The sequence below is a fragment of the Hymenobacter edaphi genome (assembly GCF_003258365.1).
In the GTDB taxonomy this organism is placed as follows: Bacteria; Bacteroidota; Bacteroidia; order Cytophagales; family Hymenobacteraceae; genus Solirubrum; species Solirubrum edaphi.
In genome coordinates this window covers 849,352-870,872 of the sequence record NZ_QHKM01000001.1, presented here as the reverse complement: position 1 = coordinate 870,872, position 21,521 = coordinate 849,352, and the positions used below count along the sequence as shown (strand labels likewise).

Below are 21,521 nucleotides of genomic sequence, written 5' to 3'. Positions count from 1 at the left end.
CCTTCACAGGTAGCCGGGCCTCTAATCCTGGGGCCATCTTACCAAGCGACCGGCCACCGGGGATACCGGTGCGGCCATCTCAGTTCAGACCTGCCGTAATGCAGGGAAACATACGCTCCCCCGCGACACTTGAGTGCTACGCGCGTTCGGCGGTGAAGCGAACGACATTACTCAGGCTTGGCAGGATGGATTTGGGACTATCAGACATTTTGTACCTCCTTTCTTTTTGGTGAAACATAACCGTCGGGGGCGCTACCAACAACTTAGGTCCGCTGGCCGGGGCTGTAGCACTCGCTACGATGACTAAAGTTATACGCCTAACGAATGGTTCAAAACAAAAAGCTGCTTTTTTTCTAGCCTGGGGCTGATCCAGCAGCATATTCCTGATTATCAGCGCTATTTTTTTTAGCTGCGCCAACGTTTTTGGCGCCTGGGCGGCGGGCTTGGTACACTCCTTGCCAAGTGCTCGTAGAAGGTCTTGTTGCGTCTTCAAGCTGGTTTTGTATATTTTCCCCACCAACCTCATTTCCTACCCTTTTCAGCCCATGAAAAAGCTCCTCCTGTGCCTGGTGTTTCTGCTAGGCGCGCTCGGCGTGGCCTCCGCCCAAAGTCTCTCGCCGCTGGGCGTGTGGACCAACGGTGAGAAGAAAGCCACCTTCGAGATTTACAAGTGCGGCAACAAGCTCTGCGGCAAAATCGTGTCGCTGACGGTGCCCAACGACCCGGCTACCGGCAAGCCCAAAACCGACTCGCAGAACCCCGACCCCAAGCTGCGCACCCGCCCGCGCCTGGGCCTGGTGTTTATGCAGGGCTTCGAGTACGACGACGACAACAAGTGGGACGACGGGAAAATCTACGACCCGGAAAGCGGCAAGACCTACTCCTGCTACATGAAGCTGCTCAACGCCAATACCATGGAAGTGAAAGGCTACATCGGCTTTTCGCTGATTGGCCGCTCGCAGACCTGGACGCGGGTGAAATAAGCCCCCAGCCCTTTCTGACTGGCTCAGCCGCCGGTTCCGCAAACGGAGCCGGCGGCTGTTCGTTTGGGGGTGAGCCGTTCTGCGGGGCGTTGCGTACCTTGGGCCTCCTGCCTAATGCCTCCCGCCGTGCGCTTTTTTCGTTTTCTGCTTCTGACGCTGCTACTGGCCGCCCCCCCGGCGCTGCGGGCCCAAACGGCCGCGCCCCCGGCCATGCCCCTGGGCGTGTGGGCCGACGAGCCGGGCGAAACCCAGGTGGAGTTTTACCGCTGCGGCGAACAGCTGTGCGGGCGCATCGTGCAGCGGCTGCACGCCACCGACGCCGAAGGCAAGCCCCGCCTCGACGTGCACAACCCCGACCCCAAACGCCGCAACCAGCCGCACGTGGGCCTGACCATCATTCACGACCTGCACTACAACCGCGAGGAAAACCGCTGGGACGGGGGGCAGATCTACGATCCGGACAACGGCCGCACGTATTCCTGCTACGTGCGCACGGTGGCCCCCGATCTGCTGGAGGTAAAAGGCTACATCGGCTTTGCGCTGGTGGGCCGGGCGCAGGTGTGGAAGCGGGTGCGCTAACGCGCGGCCGGCCGCGGGGCCGAAACTATTTCGGGAAATGCGTGTTTTCAGCTCGTTCCGCGCACCTTTCCCACCTTGCTACACTTTATCCGCCGCTTGCTTAAGGGCCCGGGGCCCGACGCCGACTGGCAGCCGCTGCACCGCTCAGCGGCCGAGTTGCGGGCGTATGAGCAGTGGCAGCAGCAGGCCGCCTACCGCCCCTGGCTCGGTGCCTACTTCAAGGCCTATCACTACGCCAAAGCCGGCCTGCCCCCCTGCCACGGCGGCCCCCGCGTGCAGCGCCTCGAAGCCTGCGGCCAGCCCGGGGCCCTGCTGTTTTTCGACCCCGGTATCGGCGCCGCCAACTTCCAGCACCTGTTCGATTTGCTGCGCGACCGGACGCTGCCGCTCGGCTACCACCTGGCCGCCTCGGATGTGCGCACCCGCCGGCTGCCCCAGTGCACCGAAACCATTGCCAAGCACTTCCTTAAGCCCAGCCCCTCGGACTGCCCCGACACGGGCCGCTGCCAGCAGCGCTTCGGTACCGTCACCATCGATTTGATCAGCCTGAACGGCCGCCCGGGCTTTATCCGCGTGGCCTGCAACCCCATTGCCGACAGCATGTTCTGCGAGGCATACTCCTTTGATCAGCTGATGGACGCGCTGTTCAATCAGGTGCCGCAACCGGCGGCCGGCTAAGTCCTGCCCTTCCGCTACCAACGCCGCGCCCCGGCTGCCTTGCGGCAGCCGGGGCGCGGCGTTGGTAGCGGAAGGGCTATTCCTTCACGAAGCGCGTCCAGCCGGCCGGGGAGCCGTCGGCGCGGCGCAGGCGCAGGTGATAGAGGCCGGGGGCCAGGGGCTGCACGCGCAGCCGGGCGGCCGTACCGTGCAGCGGCTGGCGCAGCACCACGCGGCCGGCCAGGTCGGTGACTTCGGCCGTGGCGGCGTGCGGCGGCAGCGCGGGCAGCTGCAGCTCGTCGCGGCAGGGATTGGGGTAGGCGGGCAGCGCGGCGGCAATCTGCGCGGCGCGGGCCGCCAGCACCAGGGTGTTGTCGCGGGAGGCCGTGCTGTTGTAGTCGAGCAGCCACTGGTCGGGGTCTACGTCGATGCCGGCCACGGTCTGGCCGGCGGGCACGGTGCTGACCACCTCGGTAATGGCCTGGCTTTGGGTGGTGCGCAGCAGGGTAGACTGGCCGCTGGTGTAGCGCACGCGGTAGGTCACGTCGGTGCGGAAAAAGGGCGTAACGGTGGGCATCGACACAGTTTCGTTGACGCGCAGGTAGAGGTTGGTGCCCACTTGGTTCCAGCGCACGGCAAACGAGGGGTAGCCCTGCCCGCTGTACCACTGATCGAAGAAATACTGCAGCGAGCGGCCGGCCTGCTGCTCAAACACTTGCTGCAGCTGGCGGGTGCGGGCCGTGCGGCCGCTGTAGGTGCTCTGGTAGGTGCGCAGGGCGTTGAAAAACTTGGCGTCGTCGTCGAGCAGGTAGCGCAGCATGTGAATGACGGCGGCGCCCTTCTTGTAGCTCAGGCGCGAACTGAAAATGCGGCCCACGTTGGTGGTATCCGGCACGCGCACCGAGCCGCCGGGCTGAAACAGGTCGTAGGCGCTGGTGCTCGGGTTGTAGCCATTCTGCGCCTGCGCAAACGTGAGGTTCAGCCACTGCCGGGGCGCCGCAGTGCCCCCGAACTGCACCAGCGAGAGGTACTCGCCGTAGGACGCAAACCCCTCGTTCAGCCAGATATCCTCCCAGGAAGCGCAGGTTACGTTGTCGCCAAACCACTGGTGAAACAGCTCGTGGGCCGTCAGCGTGAAGCTGAACCCGTCCTGCGTGGTCATCGTCTGGTGCTCCATGCCCCCGCCGATGGGCGCGGTGCAATGGCCGTACTTCTCGGTGGCGAAGGGATAGAGGCCCACCAGGTTGGAGAAGTTCTCGACAAAGCCCGGCGTGCGGTTGATTTCGGTCAGGTAGTCGTTGAGCGCGGCCTGGTTGTAGACGTAGTTGACGATGGGAATGCGCGGCCCGCCCGCGGGGTTGGCGTAGTTTACGTACTCCACGTACGGCGCCACGGCCACCGACAGCAGGTAGTAGGCGATGGGTTTGCGGGAGTGCCACTCGTAGCGGCTGCGGTTGCCGCTGAGCGGCGTCACGCGGCGCAGCACGCCGTTGGAGCCCGCCTTGTTGGGGTTGGTGGTCGTCACCCACACGGCCGAGGAGTCGGCCTTGTCGGTGAGCACCTGCTTGACCGGGAACCACTCGTGGGCGCTGAAGGGCTCGGAGAGGCTCCACGTCACGTTCACCCCGTAGTCGGAGTCGGTGTCGAGGGCGTTGCCGATGGCGGCCGTGCCGCCGTGCGGGGCCGTGCCGCGGTAGTAAACGCGGGCCTCGAAGGTGGCCCCGGGGGCCACCGCCTGCGGCAAGGCGGCCGTCACGTCGTGGCCGGCGCGGCGCCAGCCGCTGCTGCGGCGGCGGTCCACCACCACCGAGTCGATAAAGTAGCCCCAGTTGTTGACGGCGTCGCGGTTGAACAGCTCGAAGGCCACCGAATCAAGCGGCTGCCCCGACACGTTGCGGGCCCGGATCAGGCCCGAGCCGCTCACGTTGCGCGAGGTATTTTCCAGGTTCAGGTCCAGCTTGTACCAGAGCACGTCGTAGCGGTCCATCTTCTGGCGGTGCCGCACCGAGGTGCTGGCCGTGCGCGCCGCGGCCCGAATGTGGCCCTGGGCACATTTCTCGCCGCCCAGGGCCAGCTCGGCCGTGCTCAGGCGCGGGGCGGCCGGCTGCTGGGCGCGGGCCACCCCGGCAACGAACAGCAGGCCTGCGGTAAACTGATAAATAAGTCGCATAAACAGTGTGGGAAAAAGGTTCTGCGGAAAGCTGGAACCGGCCCCGCCCGGGTAGTGCCCCCGCTCGTTGCCAAACCCGCTCAGGAAAACGCCCCGAGCCGGCCAATTCAGCCCGATTCGGTTGTAATTTGCAAGCTACGTCGGCGGCGCCAATCTCATACGCGGGCGGCCCGCCGACGGACCGCTTTTTCCCCTTACCTCTATGCGCTTACACGTTTACCTTCGTCGGTTGCTGCCCCTGCTGGCCCTGCTGCTGGCCCTGCTGCTGGGCCTGCTGCGGCCGGCCTGCGCCACGCACATCGTGGGCGGCGAGCTGGACCTGCAGTACCAAAGCGGCAGCGTGTACCGGCTCACCCTGAACCTGTACTTCGACGCCATCAACGGCAGCACCGGCGCCCTGGACCCCGACGCTACCGCCGGTATTTTCGAGAAGGGCACCAACCGCCGCATACAGGACGTAACCCTGAGCGCGGCCGGCAACAGCTTCGTGCCTTACACCAACATGGCCTGCGCCATCGGCACGCTCAGCACCCGCCGGTTGGTGTACTCGGCCCTGCTGGCCCTGCCGGCCACGGTTTACGACAGCCCCAACGGCTACTACGTGGCCGTGGAGCGCTGCTGCCGCAACGGCGTCATCAACAACATCGTGAACCCCGGCAACGCCGGCCAGGCGTACTACCTGGAGTTTCCGGCCGTGGTGCGCAACGGGCAGGCCTTCCGCAACTCCACCCCGCGCATCTTTCCGCCGCTGAGCGACTACGCCTGCGTGGGCGAGCTGTTTTACTTTGACTTTGGCGGGCAGGACGCCGACGGCGACTCGCTGGCCTACGACATGGTGACGCCCCTGAACGGCCACGCCAACACCAACGTGCCCCGCCCCGCCCAGGCCACGGCGGCCCCGTACTCCGAAGTCACCTGGTCGACCGGCCTGAACCGCGCCAACCAGATGCCCGGCACGCCCACGCTGGGCATCGACGGGCGCACGGGCCGGCTGACGGTGCGCCCCACCCGCCTGGGCCTCTACGTGTTCGGGGTGCGCTGCTCGGAGTACCGGCAGGGCATCAAAATCGGGGAAACCCGCCGCGACTTTCAGTTGCTGGTGGTGGCCTGTCAGGCCAACCAGACGCCGCAGATGGTGGTGCGCGGCACCGGCCCCCGCGCCTACCGCCCCGACCGCGACACCCTGCACCTGCTGCCGGGCCAGGACCGCTGCCTGCGCCTGAGCTTCACCGACCCCGACCCGACCTCGCAGCTGCGGGTGGAGCTGCTGGCCGTGAACTTCCCGCAGGCCATGGTGCCCGCGCCCACGCTCACCCAGGGCATGGTGCGCGCCCCCGGCATGCCCGATACGCTGACCTCGACGGTGTGCTTCCCGGAATGCTTCAACTCGCGCGGCCGGGTGTTTCTGCTCGACGTGGTGGTGGCCGACAATGGTTGCTCCTTGCCCCGCCGCGACACGGTGCGCGTGGCCTTCACCGCCGTCGGCCCGCCCAACCAGCCGCCCTCAGTGGCCCTGGTGTCGCCGCCCACCCAATTTCCCATCAGCGCCCGCGTGGGCGACCTGGTGGAGGTTGATGTGGAGGGTGTCGACCTCGACCTGGACGTGGTAAGCCTGGAGCTGAACGGGCGCGGCTTCGCCCCGGCCGCGGTGGGCGCGCAGCTGGTGGCGGTGAGTGCGGTGCCCGGGCGCACGGTGGCCCGCCTGCGCTGGCGCGTCGATTGCCGGGCCGTGGCGCGGGGGCTGCACGAGTTTGAGGTAGTGGCCGCGGCCTCGCCCTGCCTCGACCGGCAGGCCAGCCCCGCCGCGGTTATCCCCATCCGGGTGCAGTACGCCAACACGCCGCCGCTGCTGACCTCGACCTTCGCCACCGCCCCGGCGCCCCCGGACACCATCGTCATCAAACGCCGGCTCGGCGACACCTTCTCCGCCACCCTGGCCGGCAGCGACGCCGACCGCGACAACCTCGCGCTGACGGCCACGCCCGCGGGCTTCGACCTGGGAGCCGCGGGCATGAGCTTCAGCGCCAGCGGCGGGGTCGGATCGGCCAGCGGTGCGTTCAGCTGGACGCCCAGCTGCGAGGCCGCCCGGCTGGAGCCGCTGGTCGTCACGTTCTCTGTGACCGACAATACCTGCGTGCCGGCCCCGCGGCAGCAGGTGGTGCGCTTTGAGGTAGAGCGGCCGGGGGCACCGGAATTCCTGCCCGTCAACATCATCACGCCCAACAACGACGACCGCAACGACTACTTCGCCCTGTCCACCCTGCCGCCCGATTTCTGCGAGCAGCGGTTTGCCTCCGTCACCATCTTCTCGCGCTGGGGCAACCAGGTGTACCAGTCGCCCGACCGTGACTTTCGCTGGGACGGCCGCGGCGTGGCCGAGGGCGTGTACTACTACCTGGTGGAATACACCGACGGCCGCCGCTTCAAAGGCACCGTGACGGTAATGCCGTAGGCCAGTTGCCAGTTGCCAGTTGCCAGTTGCCAGTTGCCAGTTGCCAGTTGCCAGTTGCCAGTTGGCGTACTGACTAGCGGTAAAAGCGGCTGATGCAAATGCTGCTTCCCTAAAAGGGCAATCGGGCCCGGCATTGCTGCCGGGCCCGATTGCGTTGTGCAAGGTTGAGCTGACTGGCCGAAACAGCGGTCAGAACAGGAACAGGAAAATGGTGAACAGGGCCACCCAGAGCGCATCCACGAAGTGCCAGAAGATGCCGAGCAGCCGCAGACGGACCCGCCAGTAAGGGTTGCGGATGAACACCAGCGTGCGGATTCCGTCGCGGGAGGCGCGCAGGGCGTGGCCCAGCAATACGCCCAGAAAGATCATGCCGCCGAGCAGGTGCAGCACGTGCAGGGCCGAAATCAGGTAGACGTAGGTGCCCGAGGGCTCCTGGGTGAAAAACACGCCCTGGTGCTGCAGCTCGCGCCAGCCCAGCACCTGCAGCCCGGCGAAGATGCAGCCGAGCAGCAGCGTGGCCCCAAGGCAGCGCACCAGCGCGGGCACCTCGTCGGCGCGGTAGAGGCGCGGGGCCTGGGCCAGCACGTAGCTGCTGAGCAGCAGTACCACCGTGCTCAGCGAAAACCAGCGCGGAAACGGGTGCGGGCTGCCCACGTCGCCCTCACGGGCGCGGGTGTAGAGGTAGAGCGCCACCAGGGCCGCAAACATCATCGTGACGCCGGCCAGGGTAAGGTAGAGCACCAGCTCGAGCAGCGGCAACCTCGCCTGGCGGGCGGAGGTGGGGGTGGGGCGGCCGGCGCCTACTTTGTCCTTGCGTTCCTTGTCCGAATTCATGGCCGACGGTGGGGATGCCACCAAGCCGGATAACCGCGCGCAATCCAAATAGTTGGCCGGCCAAGCAGGGTGGTGCTTCCCTCCAAGGTACGCAAAAAGGGCGCGGGTAGCCAGCGTTACCCACGCTTTTTCCGGCCGGAAATTTTCACCCCCGGAAAAACGAACCAATCTTGCCCAGCACCGCGTTCAGCGTGATTTTGGGCCCGCGCCCGGCCCCAAAAGTCACCCAGGTTTTGCCCGCCACGCGCAGGTCGAGCACCAGCCCGAGGCGACGCATCAAATCGTTGAGCTGCTGCAGCGGGTCGGGGCCCTTGGGGCCTTTGGGCCGGTTAGGGTCCTTGGGTTTGCCGGCCCCGGTCAGCTCGTCGAGCACCTGGGCGCTGGGCAGGTTCAGGATGACGTAAGTACCCGAAGCAGCCAGCTGCAGGTCGTGGCCGTTCCAACTGATGACGAGGCGGGCCTCCAGGTCGAGGCCGCTAGCCACCGATGCCGGGGTTCGGGGTGGCTGGCGCGGGCAGCTGGCCCGAGGGCGGGTTTTCGCCCCGGGTGCGGATGCGCAGGGAGCCGTTCAGGCGCCAGGTAGTGGGCGAGCCGGCGGGGTTTTGCGGGTTGGGCATCTGCAGTTCCATCTGCTCGAAGGTGCAGGCCAGCTCCACGCCGCCCGAGAGTTTGGAGAGCAGGGAAGCGGCCATGTCGGCCCAGTTGGCGGAGGATTGGGTGGAATCAGCCATAGCGTAGCGGCGAAAAAGGGGTTGCGAAGGCGCAAACCGGGCGCAAGAAAGCACCGCGGGCGCATTCCTCCATACGCAAGCCCGGCGCGGGCGATGCGTACCCCGCGGCGGGCTTTTGCGTATGCAAGCCCGGCAGCCCCGCTGCCTCCCAGTTGCCGAGCCACCTTTCGCCCTATGCCGCACCTCCCCTTCCGCCTCCCCACGCTCCTTTCCACCCTGGCCTTCGCCGCCGTTGCCTGCGCCCGTTCCGCCGATGCCCCGCAGGCGCCCACGACGGCCGCTCCCGCCGGCACTCCACCGGTCGATACGCAGGCCGCCGCCGCGCCGGCTCCCACGGGCAGCGCCGCCAGCTGCGAGCATCCCTTCGGCCTCGACGACGGCACCGAGCTGACCTACCAGCTGCTCAACGAGAAAAACAAGCCCGAAGGTCTGCAGGTGCTCAAAGTGGCCCGCATCACGCCCCACGAAGCGGCCAAAAAAGCGCCGGCCTACACCGAAGTGCTGCTGAAAAGCAGCCTTTACGACGCCAACAACCGCCTGCAGCGCAACGACGAGTACGTGTACCTGTGCCGCCGCGACACGGTGCTCACCGACGGGCGCCTGCTGCTCGATCCGGCCATGCTCCGCTCCTTCCGCGACCGGCGCTTCGCCTTCGAGCCGGTGCACCTGGCCTGGCCCAACCAGCCCACCCCCGGCGCCCTGCCCGGCGGCAAGCTCACGGTGCAGGTCAGCAGCCCCAGCGTCGACATTGCGCAGGTGATGACCAGCGTCACGGAGCGCAAAATCAGCGGGCCCGAGAGCGTGACCACGCCAGCCGGCACGTTTCAGTGCTATAAAGTGGAGGCGCGCTACGAGTACGTGACGCAGGCCCGCGCCGACATGGCCCGCCGCTCCGTCAAGCGCGTCGTCGATTACTACGCGCCCGGCGTGGGCATGGTGCGCTCCGAAATGCGCGACGCCGACCGGGAGCCCGACCACGTGGCCGTGCTCCTGAAACGCACGGCCGGCACCGCGCGCTAACTCCCGCTGAATGCGTAAGTTTGGGGCGGTTTGTCCTACCCCATTTCCGCATGAAACGCACGCTACTCGCCCTCACGGCCGCCACGGCCCTCTTCAGCGCCTGCCAGCAGCAGCAGCCGGCCGACACCGCTGCCGCCGACAACAAGCCGGCCACCGAATCCGCAGCCGAGGCCGAGGCCGAAGCCAACTCGGCAGGCCCGCAGGCCAAGACTACGGCCGCCGGCAAAGTCTACGGCGCGGAAGTAACCGAAGACGGGGCCCAGCCCATGTCGGCCCTGCCCGTGGTGCTCGGCCAGCAGGACTCGGCCCGGGTCAAGCTGATCGGCGAGGCCACCGACGTGTGCCAGGCCAAGGGCTGCTGGATGACGCTGCAAACCGCCGACGGCAAGCCGATGCGCGTGCGCTTCAAGGATTACGCCTTCTTCGTGCCCAAAGACTCCAAGGGCAAGACCGTGGTTGTCGACGGCTGGGCGCACCGCGAGGAAATTTCGGTGGCCGACCAGCAGCACTACGCCAAAGACGCCGGCAAGTCGGACAAGGAAGTGGCCGCCATTACCAAGCCCCAGCAGCAGCTGACCTTCATGGCCGACGGCGTGCTGATCAAAAACTGACCCCGGATTTAGACGGATTCGTCCGGATTTCACGGATTTTGTGGACGATTGTCCGCACTGGTGCCACGACTTTGGGAGTCGTGGCACCAGTGTTTTTACCCGGGCCGTAACAGCGCGAAAATGCCCGCCGCATCGAGCCACACGGCCTATCCAGCACTAAGCGACTGGCTTTCAATTCACAAAAGGCAACTGCGCTAAAAGTACCGGGGCTACTATTTTTAGCCGGACGGTTCGGGGTATTTTTACCCCACCGAACCCGGCTTCGCCCCTTTCTTTGCCTTCCATGCTCGACCTATTTGCCACCCACGACGCTCCGCGTGACGCCCAGGACCAAATCCGCACCCTCACCGAGCGCCTGCACTACCTCAACCACCAGTACTACCAGAACGACACGTCGGAGGTGACGGACCAGGAGTTCGACCAGCTGCTGCGCGAGCTGCAGGCCCTGGAAAAGCAGTACCCCGACTACGCCCAGCCCAACTCGCCCACCCAGCGCGTGGGCGGCACCATCACCAAGCAGTTTCCCACCCAGGAGCACCGCTTTCCGATGCTGAGCCTGGCCAACACCTACTCCGAAACCGACCTGCGCGAGTTCGACGAGCGGGTGCAGCGCGGGCTGGAAGGCGCCGAGTACCAGTACGTGTGCGAGCTGAAGTTCGACGGCGTGGCCATGAGCCTGCGCTACGAGCACGGCCAGCTCACCCAGGGCGTGACGCGCGGCGACGGTACCCGCGGCGACGTGGTGACCAACAACGTACGCACCATCAAGACGCTGCCCCTGCACCTGCGCGACGACGCCGGCCAGCCCCAGGACTTTGAGGTGCGCGGCGAGATTTTCATGCCCCTGGGCGTGTTCAACGACCTGAACGCCGAGCGGGAGCAAAACGGTGAGGCCCTGCTGGCCAACCCGCGCAACGCCGCCTCCGGCACCCTGAAGCTGCAGGACTCGGCCGTGGTGGCGGCCCGGCGCCTGCGCTTCTACGCCTACAGCTTTCTGAGCGGCGGGCGCCACTTTCCCACCCACAGCGCCGCCCTGCAGGCCCTCAAGCGCTGGGGCCTGCCCGTGTCGGACACCTGGCGCCTGTGCGGCAGCATCGATGAGGTGCTGGCCTTCATCCACGAATGGGACAAGCGGCGCTTCGAGCTGCCGGTGGCTACCGACGGCATCGTGATTAAAATCGACGACCTGCGCCAGCAGGAGCTGCTGGGCTACACGGCCAAGAGCCCGCGCTGGGCCATTGCCTACAAGTACCCGGCCGAAGCCGGCCGCACCCGCCTTAATGAAATCATCTACCAGGTGGGCCGCACCGGGGCCGTCACGCCCGTGGCCCTGCTCGACCCGGTGCCGCTGGCCGGCACCGTGGTGAAGCGCGCCTCGGTGCACAACGCCAACCAGATTGCCGCCCTCGACCTGCGCCTGGGCGACCTGGTGTTCGTGGAGAAAGGCGGCGAAATCATTCCCAAAATCACCGGCGTCGACCTCTCGGCCCGCCCAGCCGATGCCGTGCCCATCGTGTATCCCACGGCCTGCCCAGCCTGCGGCACCCCGCTGGTGCGGCCCGAGGGCGAGGCCCACTTCCGCTGCCCCAACGAGCGGGGCTGCGCCCCCCAGCTCAAAAGCAAGCTGGAGCACTACGTCTCGCGCAAGGCCCTGAACATCGACGGCCTAGGCGCCGAAACCGTGGGCCGCTTCTTCGACCTGGGCCTGGTGCGCGACGCGGCCGACCTCTACACCCTGCCCGACCAGCGTGAGAAGCTGGTGAACCTGGACCGCATGGGCGAAAAGTCGGTGCAGCGCCTGTTCGCCGGCCTCGAAGCCAGCAAGGAAGTGCCCTTCGACCGGGTACTGTTCGGGCTGGGCATCCGCTACGTGGGCGAGACGGTGGCCGAAAAGCTGGCCGCGCACTACCGCAGCATCGACACGATGCTGGCCGCTTCGGTGGCCGAGTTGGCGGCCGTGCCCGAGGTGGGCGGCGTCATTGCCGAGAGCGTGGCCGCCTGGGCGCAGGATGCGGCCAACCTGGCCCTGGTAGAGCGCCTGAAAGCGGCCGGCGTGCAGCTGCAGCTCACCGGCGAGGCCCCACAGCCCCTCAGCGACCGGCTCAACGGGCTCACGTTCGTCTTGTCGGGCGTGTTTGAGCAGCACAGCCGCGAGGAGCTGGAGCAGGTGATTGTGCGCAACGGCGGCAAGGTCACGGGCTCCATCAGCAAAAAGCTCAGCTACCTGGTGGCCGGCGACAAAATGGGCCCGGCCAAGCGCGAAAAAGCCACGGCGCTGAACGTGCCCATCATCGGCGAAACCGACCTGCTGGCCATGGTATCGGACGGTGGGCTGTAGCAAAATTTAATCTACCCCGGCACGTTATGCGGCGGACGCGTTGTTTACTTTGGCAGCGCGTCCGCTTTTTTTCATTCTCGCTATGAAACAGCTTCTACCCTACGGCCTGACCTTGATGCTGGCCGTTGCCGCCGCCGCCGCCCAGGCCCAGACGGCCCCCATCCTGACGCCCCCGCAGGCCCAGCAGCAGCTGGCCAAACCCGGCGTGATCCTGCTCGACGTGCGCACGCCCGCCGAGTTTGCCGCCGGCCACCTGCGCGGCGCCCGCAACGTGAACTTCCTCTCCACCGACTTTGCCGACCAGGTAGCCAAGCTCGACCCGAACGCGACCTACGTGCTCTACTGCAAATCGGGCAACCGCTCCACCCAGGCCGGCACGCTGATGCTGCAAAACGGCTTCAAAAACGTGGTCAACGCCGGCGGCTTCGAGGCGCTGAAGGCCGGCGGGCTGGCGGCGGAGTAGCATCCGGTAGCGTGGTCAAACGCTTTACCTTGATGTTCCTACGGTTCAATCCCCTATTACTGTTTGTGCCGCTGCTGGCCGCCTGCGGCAAGCAAGACGCCGATTGTAAGTGCCCGCCTGCCGTGCGGCGAGTAACGCCCGCCGGGGCGGCCGAGGGCAGCAAGGTGGTGCTGGAAGGCAGCAATTTCGCCCCCAACCCCGCTGCCAACGACGTGCGCATCAACGGGGCAGCGGCGACGGTAACGGCCGCCAGCACCGGTGAGCTGACCGTCGAAGTACCCGCCGGCATTTACAATGACTCGCTGCCCTACGGCGAGCTGACCGTCACCGCTCGGGGGCGGCAGAGCGGGCCGGCGCAGGTGTTTTCCGAGCAGTACCCGCAGATTACGGCCATAGCGCCCACGCGCGGGCCGGCGGGCACCGTCGTCACCCTCACCGGCACGCACTTCGCCGCGTCGCCCGAACGCAACCGGGTTATGTTCTGGCAATCCACCACCTTGGTCGCGCCCACCTTTACCTCGCCCACGCGCTTACAGGTGGTAGTGCCCGCCGATGCCAAAACCGGCACCGTGATGCTCTATAACTACGTTTCGCGGCACATTGGCCGGGCTGGTTCCAAGCACGTGGCCCAGTACGCCCCCGTCGAATTTACGGTCACGCCCTAGTTTCTCCTTGGCTCTGAAACGCACAGCGCCCCCGCCGGGATTCGGCGGGGGCGCTGTGCGTTGCCCGGTGGCGGCTTACTTGCCGTCGAAGCTGTTGACAATGCTGTTGTGCAGCGTCTTGGGGCTCCAGTAGCCCGAGGCGATGATGCGGCGGATGGTGAAGAGCGGGTCCTGCTGGTCGCGCTTTTCGGCCAGCACGAAGGCGGCCACCATGCCGCGCTGCTTGAGCTGCGGAATGGCCTCGGGGTTCCACAGGCCGAAGGGGTAGGCGAAGTACTTGATGTCCTTACCGGTAATTTCCTCCAGGGTCTTGGTGGGCTTCTCAATCTGCGTCACCCAGTCCTGGCCCTGGTACTTCTTCACGTTGTGGTGGTCCCAGGTGTGCGAGCCGATGACGTTGCCCTCGTCGGAGAGCTGCTTCACCTGCGCCTTGCTCATGTAGTTGGGGCGGCCCAGGCTCACGGTCATGATGAAGTACACCGCCTTGTAGCCGTACTTGTCGAGGGTGGGCTTGGCCACCGTAAACTGGTCGAGGTCGGTGTCGTCGAAGGTGAGCATCACCGGCTTGCTGGGCAGCTTGGCGCCGGTGGTCAGGTAGGCGTAGAGCTGGTCGGGCAGGATGGTGTGGTAGCCCGAGTCGGCCAGCATCTTAATCTGAGCCTTGAACTGCTCCACCGGCACGATGTAGTCCTTGGCGCCTTTCGAGTCCTTGGCGCGCCAGTCGCGGATCTGGTGGTAGCACAGGATGGGCACCTGCGGGCGGGCCAGGATGGCGGCGGCGTTGCCCGCGGCCGAGGCCGGGATGCTGCTCGGGTCGGGGGCCGTGGTAGTCACGTCGGCCGGCGTGGCGGCTTTTTCCTCCGCGGCCGTAGCAGCGGCGCCCGACATGGCTTCGGCGGCGGCCGTGGGGTTTTCACCTTCGGAAGCCGAGGCTTTTTCGGTGTTGCAGGACGACACGGCGAGGCCGGCGGCCAGGGCGGCGGTGCCCAGCAGAAGAGAGGTGAAACGTTGGGACATGCGGGGGAAGAGGGCGGCCAGCGCGGCCTGAGAGAGGTAAATCGAACTGAGAGAACCGGCCAAAGCCTGACGCCTTCGTACCTTCGCGCGGCCGGTTGTTCCCACAAAACTAACGGATTCGGCCCCTCATGCACAAACTTGATTCCCGTCTTCCTGCGCTGCACGGCACCGGCGTAGCGTTGGTTACGCCCTTCTCCCCCACCGACTTCGCCGTCGATTACCCCGCCCTGCGCCGTTTGCTCGATTTTGTCATCGACGGCGGGGTGGAATATATCGTCATCAACGGCACCACGGCCGAGTCGCCGACCACCACGGCGGCCGAAAAAGCCGAAATCCTGCGCGTGGCCAAGGAGCACGTGGCCGGGCGCGTGCCGCTGGTCTACGGCATCGGCGGCAACGACACGGCGGCCGTGGAGCGCACCATTCAGGCAACCGACCTCGACGGCATTGCGGCCATCCTCTCGGCTTCGCCCTACTACAACAAGCCCACCCAGCGCGGCATCGTGGCCCATTACCAGCGCCTGGCCGACGCGGCCCCGGTGCCGGTCATCCTTTACAACGTGCCCGGCCGTACCGCTTCGAATATCACGGCCGAAACCACCCTCACGCTGGCCCAGCACCCGAACATCATCGGCATCAAGGAAGCCAGCGGCAACGTGGAGCAGTGCCTGCAGATTGCCGCCGGCAAGCCCGAGGGTTTCCTGCTCATCTCGGGCGACGACATGCTCACCACCCCGCTCATCAGCTTCGGCGGCGTGGGCATCATCTCGGTGCTGGCCAACGCCTTCCCGCGCCGCTTCTCCGACATGACCCGCCACGCCCTGGCCGGCGACTACGCGGCGGCCAGCCAGCTGCTGTTCGGGCTGCTGCCGCTGAACCCGCTGATGTACGAGGAGGCCAACCCCGTGGGCGTGAAAGCCGCGCTGGAGCTGCTGGGCGTGATTCCCGGCGCCGTGCGCCTGCCGTTGATGGAGGCTTCGGAGGGGCTGACGGCACGGATTAAGGCGCTGCTGTAACAGCCCCACTGGCTGTCATTGCGAGGACGAAGGGTGAAGCAATCGGTCCTGGCCAATGGGCCGCCGAGACAATGCCTGCTGACCGAAAGTCGACTGAATAAAAGCAGCACCGCCCGAAACTGCAGATGCAGATTTCGGGCGGTGCTGCTTTCGGCTTCTGCCAGTTGTGTCGGCGGTGCTACTGGAGGAAGGATTGCTTTGCTTCGCTCGCAATGACGGCTGATTCTGCCGCTGCCTTTACCACCCACTCGCCAGCACATCGGCCACGTGCAGGGTGCGCAGGGGTAGTTTTTCCTTGCGGATGTAGGCGTCCAGGTGCATCAGGCAGCTGGTATCGGTGCTGACGAGGTACTCGGCGCCGGTGGCCAGGGCGTGCTCCACCTTCTGTTGGGCCATGGCGACGGAAATCGGCTCGAACTTCACGGCGAAGGTGCCTCCGAAGCCGCAGCAGGTTTCGGTTTCGGCCATTTCCAGGCGCTCCAGGCCGGTCACGGAATCGAGCAGCTGCCGCGGCTCCTCGCGGATCTGACACTCGCGCAGAGCCGAGCAGGAGTCGTGGTAGGTGTACTTGCCGCTGAGTCGGGCCCCCGGAATTTCCGTCACGCCCAGCACGCCCACCAGAAACTCGGTAAACTCGAACACCCGGCGCTGCAGGGCCGGAAACTCCGCGCAACGGGGCGAGTCTTCCAGCAGCTCGCCGTAGTGGTTGCGCACCATGCCCACGCAGGAGGCCGAGGGGCCCACCACGTAGCGTTCGGCGGGGCCGGCAAAGTCGGTGAGGAATTTTTCGGCTACCTGCTGGCTTTCCTTGCGGTAGCCGGCGTTGTAGGCGGGCTGCCCGCAGCAGGTCTGGGCGGGGTTATAGTTCACCTGGCAGCCGACGGCCTCCAGCACCTTCACCATGTTCATGGCGGTATCGGGGAAAAGCTGGTCGACGAAGCAGGGGATGAAAAGGTCAACGAGGGCGGCGGGCATAGGGCTGTGGCTTAGAAGTCAAACTGTAGATTATAGGTCAAGGAAAGAATAATCCTCTATCAATTCCCAGGGGATAGATTCCTGCACGTTGGCAACCACCGGCCTGCGGTACACCTTGGGACTGTAAGCTTTTTGCAGGTAGAAAGTGATGGTATCATGATCCATCTTTAATCCATACTCGGTTTCAGTTGATTCGACCCGATACTCAAACTCAGGCTGCAATTCAACCTCTATACAGAACGGTTCGATCCACAAGGTGGTGGCGGTCCGATTATAAAACTCAATACCGACGATATTATCCATAACTAAAGGTATCAATGCCCGGCAAACACTTGCTGGCTCATCACCTGCGCCTCGCGCAAGGCGGCTTGGTCCAGGCCGGTGGGTACGCCCTGCGCCTGCAGGTACTGCACCAGGTTTTCGGTGGCCATGTTGCCGGTCAGCTCGTCGGCCGCCATCGGGCAGCCGCCGATGCCGCCCAAGGCGCCGTCGAAGCGGCGGCAGCCGGCGCTGTAGGCGGCTTCCACCTTCTCGCGCCAGCTCTGCGGGGTGGTGTGCAGGTGGGCGCCGAATTCGATGTGGGGGAAGGCGGCCGTCAGCTCGCGGAAGGGCGGAATGATGGTTTCGGGCGTGGAGGCGCCGATGGTATCGGACAGGGCCACGATGCGCACGCCCAGCGCGTCGAGCTTGTGGGTGAACTGGCCGAGTACTTCGAGGTTCCACGGGTCGCCGTAGGGGTTGCCGAAGCCCATCGAGAGGTACACCACCAGTTCCTTGCCGCGCTGCTGGCAGAGGTTCTGCATCTGGGCCACTTCGGCCAGCGCCTCGCTGATGCTCTTGTTGGTGTTGCGCTGCTGAAACGTCTCCGACACCGACAGCGGGAAGCCCAGGTACTGAATTTCGGGGTAGCCCGCGGCCGTTTCGGCCCCGCGCAGGTTGGCCACGATGGCCAGCAGCTTGGTCTTGGTCTGACTCAGATCCAGCCCGGCCAGCACCTCGGCCGTGTCGCGCAGCTGCGGAATGGCCTTGGGCGACACGAACGAGCCGAAGTCCAGCGTGTCGAAGCCCACGCGCAGCAGCTGGTTGAGGTAGGCAGTTTTGGTTTCAGTCGGGATGAAGTCCGGCCAGCCTTGCATGGCGTCGCGGGGGCACTCGATGAGCTTCATGGGCGGGGAGCGGGTAGTGGGAATGGGCCGTAAAGGTAGCGGCCCTACTGACAACCGCCCGGCCCCGCCCGGGGTTGGCACCGAGGCTAGCGCACCACCCCAAACCGGCCGCCCGGCGCGTCGAGAATGATGGTGCGGCCCACGAACGGCTCGTTGCCGAGCATACCGGCCATGCCCGAAACTCGCGTCAGCAGTTGCTGCATCAGGTTCATGCCTGTCATGTAGCTCACGGTACCCAGCGGCAGCTTGGTCGAGCCCAGCCGGAGCGCGGCGACGGTGGGCGTGGTGTAGGTGGTGAGCGTCTTGCCCCAGGAATTCACCGCGTTGGTGCGCACGGGGGCGGCAGGTTGGGCCAGCTCCTGCCAGCGGCTTTGGCTGGTGAGCAGGGCAAAGGCGCTGCTGCCGCTGTCGAAGAGCAGCGGGCCCGACTGCCCCGGCAGCTCGGCGCGGAGCATCACCCGGCGGCCCTTCAGCTCCAGGGGCACGAAGTCGGCGCGGCCGGCCAGGCTGTCGGGCAGGGCGGCGAAGAGGCTCAGGCGCCGGCGGGGGTAGTCGACAACCAGCACGCGGCCCTCCAGCACGTCGGCGCCGAGCGTGCCGATGACGAAGGGCGCGGCGGTATCGGCGGGCAGCTGGTGGGCGCCGTAGCGCAGCACCGGCGCCCGGCGCACCTGCACCGCGGCCCCGCCCAGCCGGAACTGCACGTTGCGGACGGTATCGGCCCGGGGCTGCAGGGCCGCCCCGACGGCGGGGTACTCAGCGCGCAATGCTGCCAGCGGGTGGGCGTAGAACAGGGTGTAGGGGGCGCCGGTGTCGAACTGCAGGTAGCAGGTGCGGGAGCAGCCCGGCACCCGCACGGGCACCAGCTGATGGGCCCGGGCCTGCACCGGTTGGGCGCTGCTGTCGGCCTGCCACACGAAGGCAGCCTGGGCTGGCAGCCCGCCTACCGTGAGCTGATTGGCCGGGGGCGCAAACTTGCGCTGCATGTAAAAGTAGCCGCCGACGCCGCCCAGCACGAGCAGCAAGAGTACGGACAGCAGGATTGTGGCGAGGGTTTTCATGGGGCCGGTAGTTGGGCTGGAAGACTGGCTCAAACTTACCAGCCCACCGCGCCCGGCCCGGCGTCATTTACCCGCCACTTCTACGCCACTTCGCCGCCACTTCCGCTAACACATTGACTACCAATATTTGCCATTACAGCCGCACCGGGTAAATGTCCAGCCGGCCGCGCCGCAGCCGCAGGGCCTCGTAGCCCACCACCAGCACGTTGAGCACGTACGACACGATGAACACACCCAGAAACGTACCCGGCAGCTTGGCCTGAAAGTACTTGGCCGCCACCCAGTGCGCCAGCACCAGCAGCAGGTACGTCACGGTGGTGCTCACCTGCCACAGGATCTGAAAGCCGAGCACCCGCCGCCCCACCTCCTGCGCGTGCTCCACCTCGTGCCGCCGGGCGCGCCAGAGCCGCAGCGGGATGATGATGTTGAGCAGCGGCAGCAGCAGAAAGCTCAGGGCGCTCAGGTTCAACAGCTGCAGAAAGTGCGGGTCGGGGCGCAGAGCCGGGGCCGCCGGACTCGTGACCAGCAGGGACGGCGGCCTGGCCACCGCCACCTCGGTGGCGGGCCGCAGCGCAACTTCGGTGAGGTGCTGCCACGGTTCGGGTGCGGGCAGTTCGGCGGGTTGGGCGGCCGGCAGCGGCGGGCTCGGCGGAACGGCTGCCGGCGCGGCCCGAAAATCGTCCAGCGCCACGCCCAGGGCGGCGGCCAGCGCCTGCAGGGTGTGGCCCCGTGGCACAGTGTCGCCCTGCTCCACCCGCTGAATGGTGCGCAAACTCACGCCCGATTGCTCGGCCAGCATTTCCTGGGACAACCCCCGGCTCTTACGAATAGTCTGAATACGGTCGGCGGAAAACATACGGGTAGCACGCGAAGCAAAGGGCCAATATTACGGCTTCCGCGGCGCTTGCGGCGCCCCCGGCCCGGCCCCACCGCCAGCCGCACTAATTGCTTCTGGGCAAGGCCCGGAGGCTCCTGGGGCGGTTGCGACGGAAGCCCGCGGCAACGTATCGACCGGTGCCGCGGACTGGTCGGCAGGAGGCGGGGCGTAGCGAAAGGCAAGGGGCCCGTACCGGATGCGGATAAGCACGTGCCGCAGAAACGCGGGACCGTACCGGAGGATTGGCTAGCGGGCGGCCGGACAGGCGTCGAAAAGCCAGACCGTTACGCGGCGCCCCGCGCAGGGCCTCACCGCGCGAGTACCTGGTCGTTCGGGCGTTGGCATGGCCCTTCGCGCGGCGCGGCCTGACCCGCATTTCGCCGGGTAGCCGGCCGGAGTGAGTAGTCCGAACGAAGCCCGGCCGGCTGGTGTTCTGCCCCTACCTATGCGCCAACTGATGACGACGCGCCGGCCGCTGGGCTGGCTTCTCCCCTGCTTTCTGTTATCCTTCCTCCTGATTTCCTGCGGCAAGCAGCAGACGCTGCAGGGCCTTTTCAGCCAGCCGCGCACCCCGCACGAGGCCTACGCCCGGCAGCTGCGCCAAACGGGCCTCGACCAGACCGCCCTGGGCCGCGACTGGCTGGCCGCCGCCGACCGCGCCCTGCAGGATTCGCTGGTCGTCGCGCTGCCCTTCCGCGAAACCGGCATCTTCCGGGCCGATGCGGCCTTTGCGGCTTCCTACCGCTACGCCGTGCGCGCGGGCGAGAAAGTCAACATCACGCTGACGGTGGAGCCCGCTTCCGCCGACGTGCGCGTGTTCGTCGACGCCTTCGAGCTGGACCCGGCCAACAACAGCCCGCGCCCCCTGGCCTCGGCCGATACCGCCGCCCGCAGCTTCAGCTACGTGGCCGCCGACGACCGGCAGCACCTGCTGCGGGTGCAGCCCGAGCTGCTGCGCCCCGGCCGCTTCACCATCCGCATTCAGCGCGCGCCCTCCCTGGCCTTCCCGGTGCAGGGCAAGAGCGACGCGGCGGCCGGCTCGTTCTGGGGAGCCGACCGCGACAACGGCGCCCGCCGCCACGAGGGCATCGACATCTTCGCCGCCAAGGGTACGCCGGTGGTGGCCGCCGCGCCCGGCATGGTCACGCGCGTGGGCGACACGCCCCGCGGCGGGCTGGTGGTGTGGCTGGCCGATATCCACGGCCAGCACCTCTACTACGCCCACCTTTCGCGGCAGCTGGTGCAGGCAGGACAGGTGGTGAAAGCGGGCGACACGCTAGGCCTGGTCGGCAACACCGGCAATGCCCGCACCACCCCGCCGCACCTGCACTTCGGCGTGTACCGCGGCGGCCGCGGCGCCGTCGACCCCTACCCCTTCGTGCGCCGCGCCGACCGGGAGCCCGCCGCCCCGCGCACCCCGGCCGAGCGCCTGGGCCAGTGGGTGCGCCTGACCGGCACCCGCACCGCCCTGCAGCCGGCCCCGGTAGCCCTGAAAAAGCAGCCGGCAGCCCTGCCCAAAAACGCCCCCTTGCTGGTGGTGGGCGCTACCGCCGACTGGCTGCGGGTGCAGGCCCCCAACGGCCGCCTCGGCTACGTACCCGCCAAAGCCGTGGCCACCGAGGCCCTGCGCCGCGAGGCCCTGGCCACCACTGCCGACCTGCTGAGCCGCCCCGCCCCCACTGCCGCCCCGCTGGATACGCTGCCTGCCCGCAGCCGCGTGGCTGTGCTGGGCGAATGGAGTGGCTACCAGCTGGTGCGCAACGCTGCCGGCCGCGTGGGCTGGCTGCCGCTAAACGGCTAAAGTGTACTACCTGCTTAACAACGGTTACAAGAAAAAGGCCCTTTCCGCGCGGAAAGGGCCTTTTTTTGTTGGCTGCCGATTGAACGACCCGCCATTTAGCTATTT

The 21,521-nt window shown here is 66.7% G+C and carries 21 protein-coding genes; 11 read left to right on the top strand and 10 right to left on the bottom strand.

What is annotated here, in order from left to right:
• The first annotated feature begins 545 nt into the window (after positions 1 to 545).
• The 3 genes from DLM85_RS03530 (at position 546) to DLM85_RS03520 (ending at position 2,240) form a co-directional block, all read left to right on the top strand.
• Positions 546 to 983: a DUF2147 domain-containing protein gene (locus DLM85_RS03530; protein ID WP_111477489.1), complete on the top strand. Its 438-nt coding sequence runs from the start codon at positions 546 to 548 to the stop codon at positions 981 to 983.
• A 126-nt stretch (positions 984 to 1,109) separates the two neighbouring features.
• Positions 1,110 to 1,562, top strand: coding sequence for a DUF2147 domain-containing protein (locus tag DLM85_RS03525; protein ID WP_165821993.1), 453 nt, complete (start codon positions 1,110 to 1,112; stop codon positions 1,560 to 1,562).
• Between the two features lie 75 nt (positions 1,563 to 1,637).
• Positions 1,638 to 2,240: a hypothetical protein gene (locus DLM85_RS03520; RefSeq protein WP_133256875.1), complete on the top strand. Its 603-nt coding sequence runs from the start codon at positions 1,638 to 1,640 to the stop codon at positions 2,238 to 2,240.
• A 76-nt stretch (positions 2,241 to 2,316) separates the two neighbouring features.
• On the opposite strand, the gene DLM85_RS03515 is transcribed toward DLM85_RS03520, so the two are convergent.
• The gene (locus DLM85_RS03515; protein WP_111476670.1) at positions 2,317 to 4,389 is read right to left on the bottom strand and encodes a M1 family metallopeptidase; all 2,073 of its coding nucleotides are present in this window, start codon (positions 4,387 to 4,389) and stop codon (positions 2,317 to 2,319) included.
• Between the two features lie 202 nt (positions 4,390 to 4,591).
• Between DLM85_RS03515 and DLM85_RS03510 the strand changes: the two genes are divergently transcribed.
• On the top strand, positions 4,592 to 6,841 hold the full coding sequence (locus DLM85_RS03510; RefSeq protein ID WP_133256874.1) for a T9SS type B sorting domain-containing protein: 2,250 nt from the start codon (positions 4,592 to 4,594) through the stop codon (positions 6,839 to 6,841).
• Between the two features lie 189 nt (positions 6,842 to 7,030).
• Here DLM85_RS03510 and DLM85_RS03505 read toward each other — a convergent pair whose 3' ends face one another.
• The 3 genes from DLM85_RS03505 to DLM85_RS03495 form a co-directional block, all read right to left on the bottom strand.
• Entirely contained in the window at positions 7,031 to 7,675 is a 645-nt protein-coding gene (locus tag DLM85_RS03505) for a cytochrome c oxidase subunit 3 (RefSeq protein WP_111476668.1), read from the bottom strand.
• A 145-nt stretch (positions 7,676 to 7,820) separates the two neighbouring features.
• Positions 7,821 to 8,159, bottom strand: coding sequence for a hypothetical protein (locus DLM85_RS03500; protein ID WP_111476667.1), 339 nt, complete (start codon positions 8,157 to 8,159; stop codon positions 7,821 to 7,823).
• A complete protein-coding gene (locus DLM85_RS03495) occupies positions 8,152 to 8,406 on the bottom strand; it encodes a hypothetical protein (protein ID WP_111476666.1) in 255 nt (84 codons plus the stop codon). The genes DLM85_RS03500 and DLM85_RS03495 overlap by 8 nt, the downstream gene beginning before the upstream one ends.
• A 174-nt stretch (positions 8,407 to 8,580) precedes the next feature.
• Here DLM85_RS03495 and DLM85_RS03490 point away from each other — a divergent pair, with 174 nt between their 5' ends.
• The 5 genes from DLM85_RS03490 (at position 8,581) to DLM85_RS03470 (ending at position 13,503) form a co-directional block, all read left to right on the top strand.
• The gene (locus tag DLM85_RS03490; protein ID WP_111476665.1) at positions 8,581 to 9,426 is read left to right on the top strand and encodes a TapB family protein; all 846 of its coding nucleotides are present in this window, start codon (positions 8,581 to 8,583) and stop codon (positions 9,424 to 9,426) included.
• A gap of 50 nt (positions 9,427 to 9,476) precedes the next feature.
• Positions 9,477 to 10,037 carry a DUF4920 domain-containing protein gene (locus DLM85_RS03485; protein WP_111476664.1) on the top strand — a complete coding sequence of 187 codons (561 nt, stop codon included), beginning with the start codon at positions 9,477 to 9,479 and terminating at the stop codon, positions 10,035 to 10,037.
• A 283-nt stretch (positions 10,038 to 10,320) separates the two neighbouring features.
• Positions 10,321 to 12,375, top strand: coding sequence for an NAD-dependent DNA ligase LigA (gene ligA, locus DLM85_RS03480; protein WP_111476663.1), 2,055 nt, complete (start codon positions 10,321 to 10,323; stop codon positions 12,373 to 12,375).
• 82 nt (positions 12,376 to 12,457) lie between these two features.
• The gene (locus DLM85_RS03475) at positions 12,458 to 12,838 is read left to right on the top strand and encodes a rhodanese-like domain-containing protein (protein ID WP_111476662.1); all 381 of its coding nucleotides are present in this window, start codon (positions 12,458 to 12,460) and stop codon (positions 12,836 to 12,838) included.
• 65 nt (positions 12,839 to 12,903) lie between these two features.
• The gene (locus DLM85_RS03470) at positions 12,904 to 13,503 is read left to right on the top strand and encodes an IPT/TIG domain-containing protein (protein WP_165821992.1); all 600 of its coding nucleotides are present in this window, start codon (positions 12,904 to 12,906) and stop codon (positions 13,501 to 13,503) included.
• 75 nt (positions 13,504 to 13,578) lie between these two features.
• On the opposite strand, the gene DLM85_RS03465 is transcribed toward DLM85_RS03470, so the two are convergent.
• A complete protein-coding gene (locus DLM85_RS03465; protein ID WP_207890947.1) occupies positions 13,579 to 14,520 on the bottom strand; it encodes a polysaccharide deacetylase family protein in 942 nt (313 codons plus the stop codon).
• 128 nt (positions 14,521 to 14,648) lie between these two features.
• Between DLM85_RS03465 and dapA the strand changes: the two genes are divergently transcribed.
• Positions 14,649 to 15,536, top strand: a complete 888-nt coding sequence (gene dapA, locus DLM85_RS03460; protein ID WP_111476660.1) for a 4-hydroxy-tetrahydrodipicolinate synthase — start codon at positions 14,649 to 14,651, stop codon at positions 15,534 to 15,536.
• A 237-nt stretch (positions 15,537 to 15,773) separates the two neighbouring features.
• Here dapA and DLM85_RS03455 read toward each other — a convergent pair whose 3' ends face one another.
• The 5 genes from DLM85_RS03455 to DLM85_RS25320 form a co-directional block, all read right to left on the bottom strand.
• Positions 15,774 to 16,511, bottom strand: a complete 738-nt coding sequence (locus DLM85_RS03455) for a (Fe-S)-binding protein (RefSeq protein WP_111476659.1) — start codon at positions 16,509 to 16,511, stop codon at positions 15,774 to 15,776.
• Positions 16,512 to 16,541: 30 nt separating this feature from the next.
• Positions 16,542 to 16,814, bottom strand: a complete 273-nt coding sequence (locus DLM85_RS03450) for a hypothetical protein (RefSeq protein WP_111476658.1) — start codon at positions 16,812 to 16,814, stop codon at positions 16,542 to 16,544.
• Positions 16,815 to 16,825: 11 nt separating this feature from the next.
• Positions 16,826 to 17,677, bottom strand: a complete 852-nt coding sequence (locus DLM85_RS03445) for a hydroxymethylglutaryl-CoA lyase (RefSeq protein WP_111476657.1) — start codon at positions 17,675 to 17,677, stop codon at positions 16,826 to 16,828.
• A gap of 86 nt (positions 17,678 to 17,763) precedes the next feature.
• Positions 17,764 to 18,738 carry a hypothetical protein gene (locus DLM85_RS03440; RefSeq protein ID WP_111476656.1) on the bottom strand — a complete coding sequence of 325 codons (975 nt, stop codon included), beginning with the start codon at positions 18,736 to 18,738 and terminating at the stop codon, positions 17,764 to 17,766.
• Positions 18,739 to 18,871: 133 nt separating this feature from the next.
• Complete coding sequence (locus DLM85_RS25320; protein WP_165821991.1) at positions 18,872 to 19,594, bottom strand: helix-turn-helix domain-containing protein; 723 nt, start codon at positions 19,592 to 19,594, stop codon at positions 18,872 to 18,874.
• 466 nt (positions 19,595 to 20,060) lie between these two features.
• On the opposite strand from DLM85_RS25320, the gene DLM85_RS03430 reads away from it, so the two are divergent.
• The gene (locus DLM85_RS03430; protein WP_133256873.1) at positions 20,061 to 21,416 is read left to right on the top strand and encodes a M23 family metallopeptidase; all 1,356 of its coding nucleotides are present in this window, start codon (positions 20,061 to 20,063) and stop codon (positions 21,414 to 21,416) included.
• The last annotated feature ends 105 nt before the right edge of the window (positions 21,417 to 21,521 follow it).

Excerpts from the sequence above, each read along its gene's own strand:
- DLM85_RS03530 (WP_111477489.1), top strand. The coding sequence starts at position 546 with ATGAAAAAGCTCCTCCTGTGCCTGGTGTTTCTGCTAGGCGCGCTCGGC.
- DLM85_RS03515 (WP_111476670.1), bottom strand. The coding sequence starts at position 4,389 with ATGCGACTTATTTATCAGTTTACCGCAGGCCTGCTGTTCGTTGCCGGG.
- DLM85_RS03510 (WP_133256874.1), top strand. The coding sequence starts at position 4,592 with ATGCGCTTACACGTTTACCTTCGTCGGTTGCTGCCCCTGCTGGCCCTG.
- DLM85_RS03505 (WP_111476668.1), bottom strand. The coding sequence starts at position 7,675 with ATGAATTCGGACAAGGAACGCAAGGACAAAGTAGGCGCCGGCCGCCCC.
- DLM85_RS03495 (WP_111476666.1), bottom strand. The coding sequence starts at position 8,406 with ATGGCTGATTCCACCCAATCCTCCGCCAACTGGGCCGACATGGCCGCT.
- DLM85_RS03490 (WP_111476665.1), top strand. The coding sequence starts at position 8,581 with ATGCCGCACCTCCCCTTCCGCCTCCCCACGCTCCTTTCCACCCTGGCC.
- DLM85_RS03485 (WP_111476664.1), top strand. The coding sequence starts at position 9,477 with ATGAAACGCACGCTACTCGCCCTCACGGCCGCCACGGCCCTCTTCAGC.
- ligA (WP_111476663.1), top strand. The coding sequence starts at position 10,321 with ATGCTCGACCTATTTGCCACCCACGACGCTCCGCGTGACGCCCAGGAC.
- DLM85_RS03475 (WP_111476662.1), top strand. The coding sequence starts at position 12,458 with ATGAAACAGCTTCTACCCTACGGCCTGACCTTGATGCTGGCCGTTGCC.
- DLM85_RS03465 (WP_207890947.1), bottom strand. The coding sequence starts at position 14,520 with ATGTCCCAACGTTTCACCTCTCTTCTGCTGGGCACCGCCGCCCTGGCC.
- dapA (WP_111476660.1), top strand. The coding sequence starts at position 14,649 with ATGCACAAACTTGATTCCCGTCTTCCTGCGCTGCACGGCACCGGCGTA.
- DLM85_RS03455 (WP_111476659.1), bottom strand. The coding sequence starts at position 16,511 with ATGCCCGCCGCCCTCGTTGACCTTTTCATCCCCTGCTTCGTCGACCAG.
- DLM85_RS03450 (WP_111476658.1), bottom strand. The coding sequence starts at position 16,814 with ATGGATAATATCGTCGGTATTGAGTTTTATAATCGGACCGCCACCACC.
- DLM85_RS03445 (WP_111476657.1), bottom strand. The coding sequence starts at position 17,677 with ATGAAGCTCATCGAGTGCCCCCGCGACGCCATGCAAGGCTGGCCGGAC.
- DLM85_RS03440 (WP_111476656.1), bottom strand. The coding sequence starts at position 18,738 with ATGAAAACCCTCGCCACAATCCTGCTGTCCGTACTCTTGCTGCTCGTG.
- DLM85_RS25320 (WP_165821991.1), bottom strand. The coding sequence starts at position 19,594 with ATGTTTTCCGCCGACCGTATTCAGACTATTCGTAAGAGCCGGGGGTTG.
- DLM85_RS03430 (WP_133256873.1), top strand. The coding sequence starts at position 20,061 with ATGCGCCAACTGATGACGACGCGCCGGCCGCTGGGCTGGCTTCTCCCC.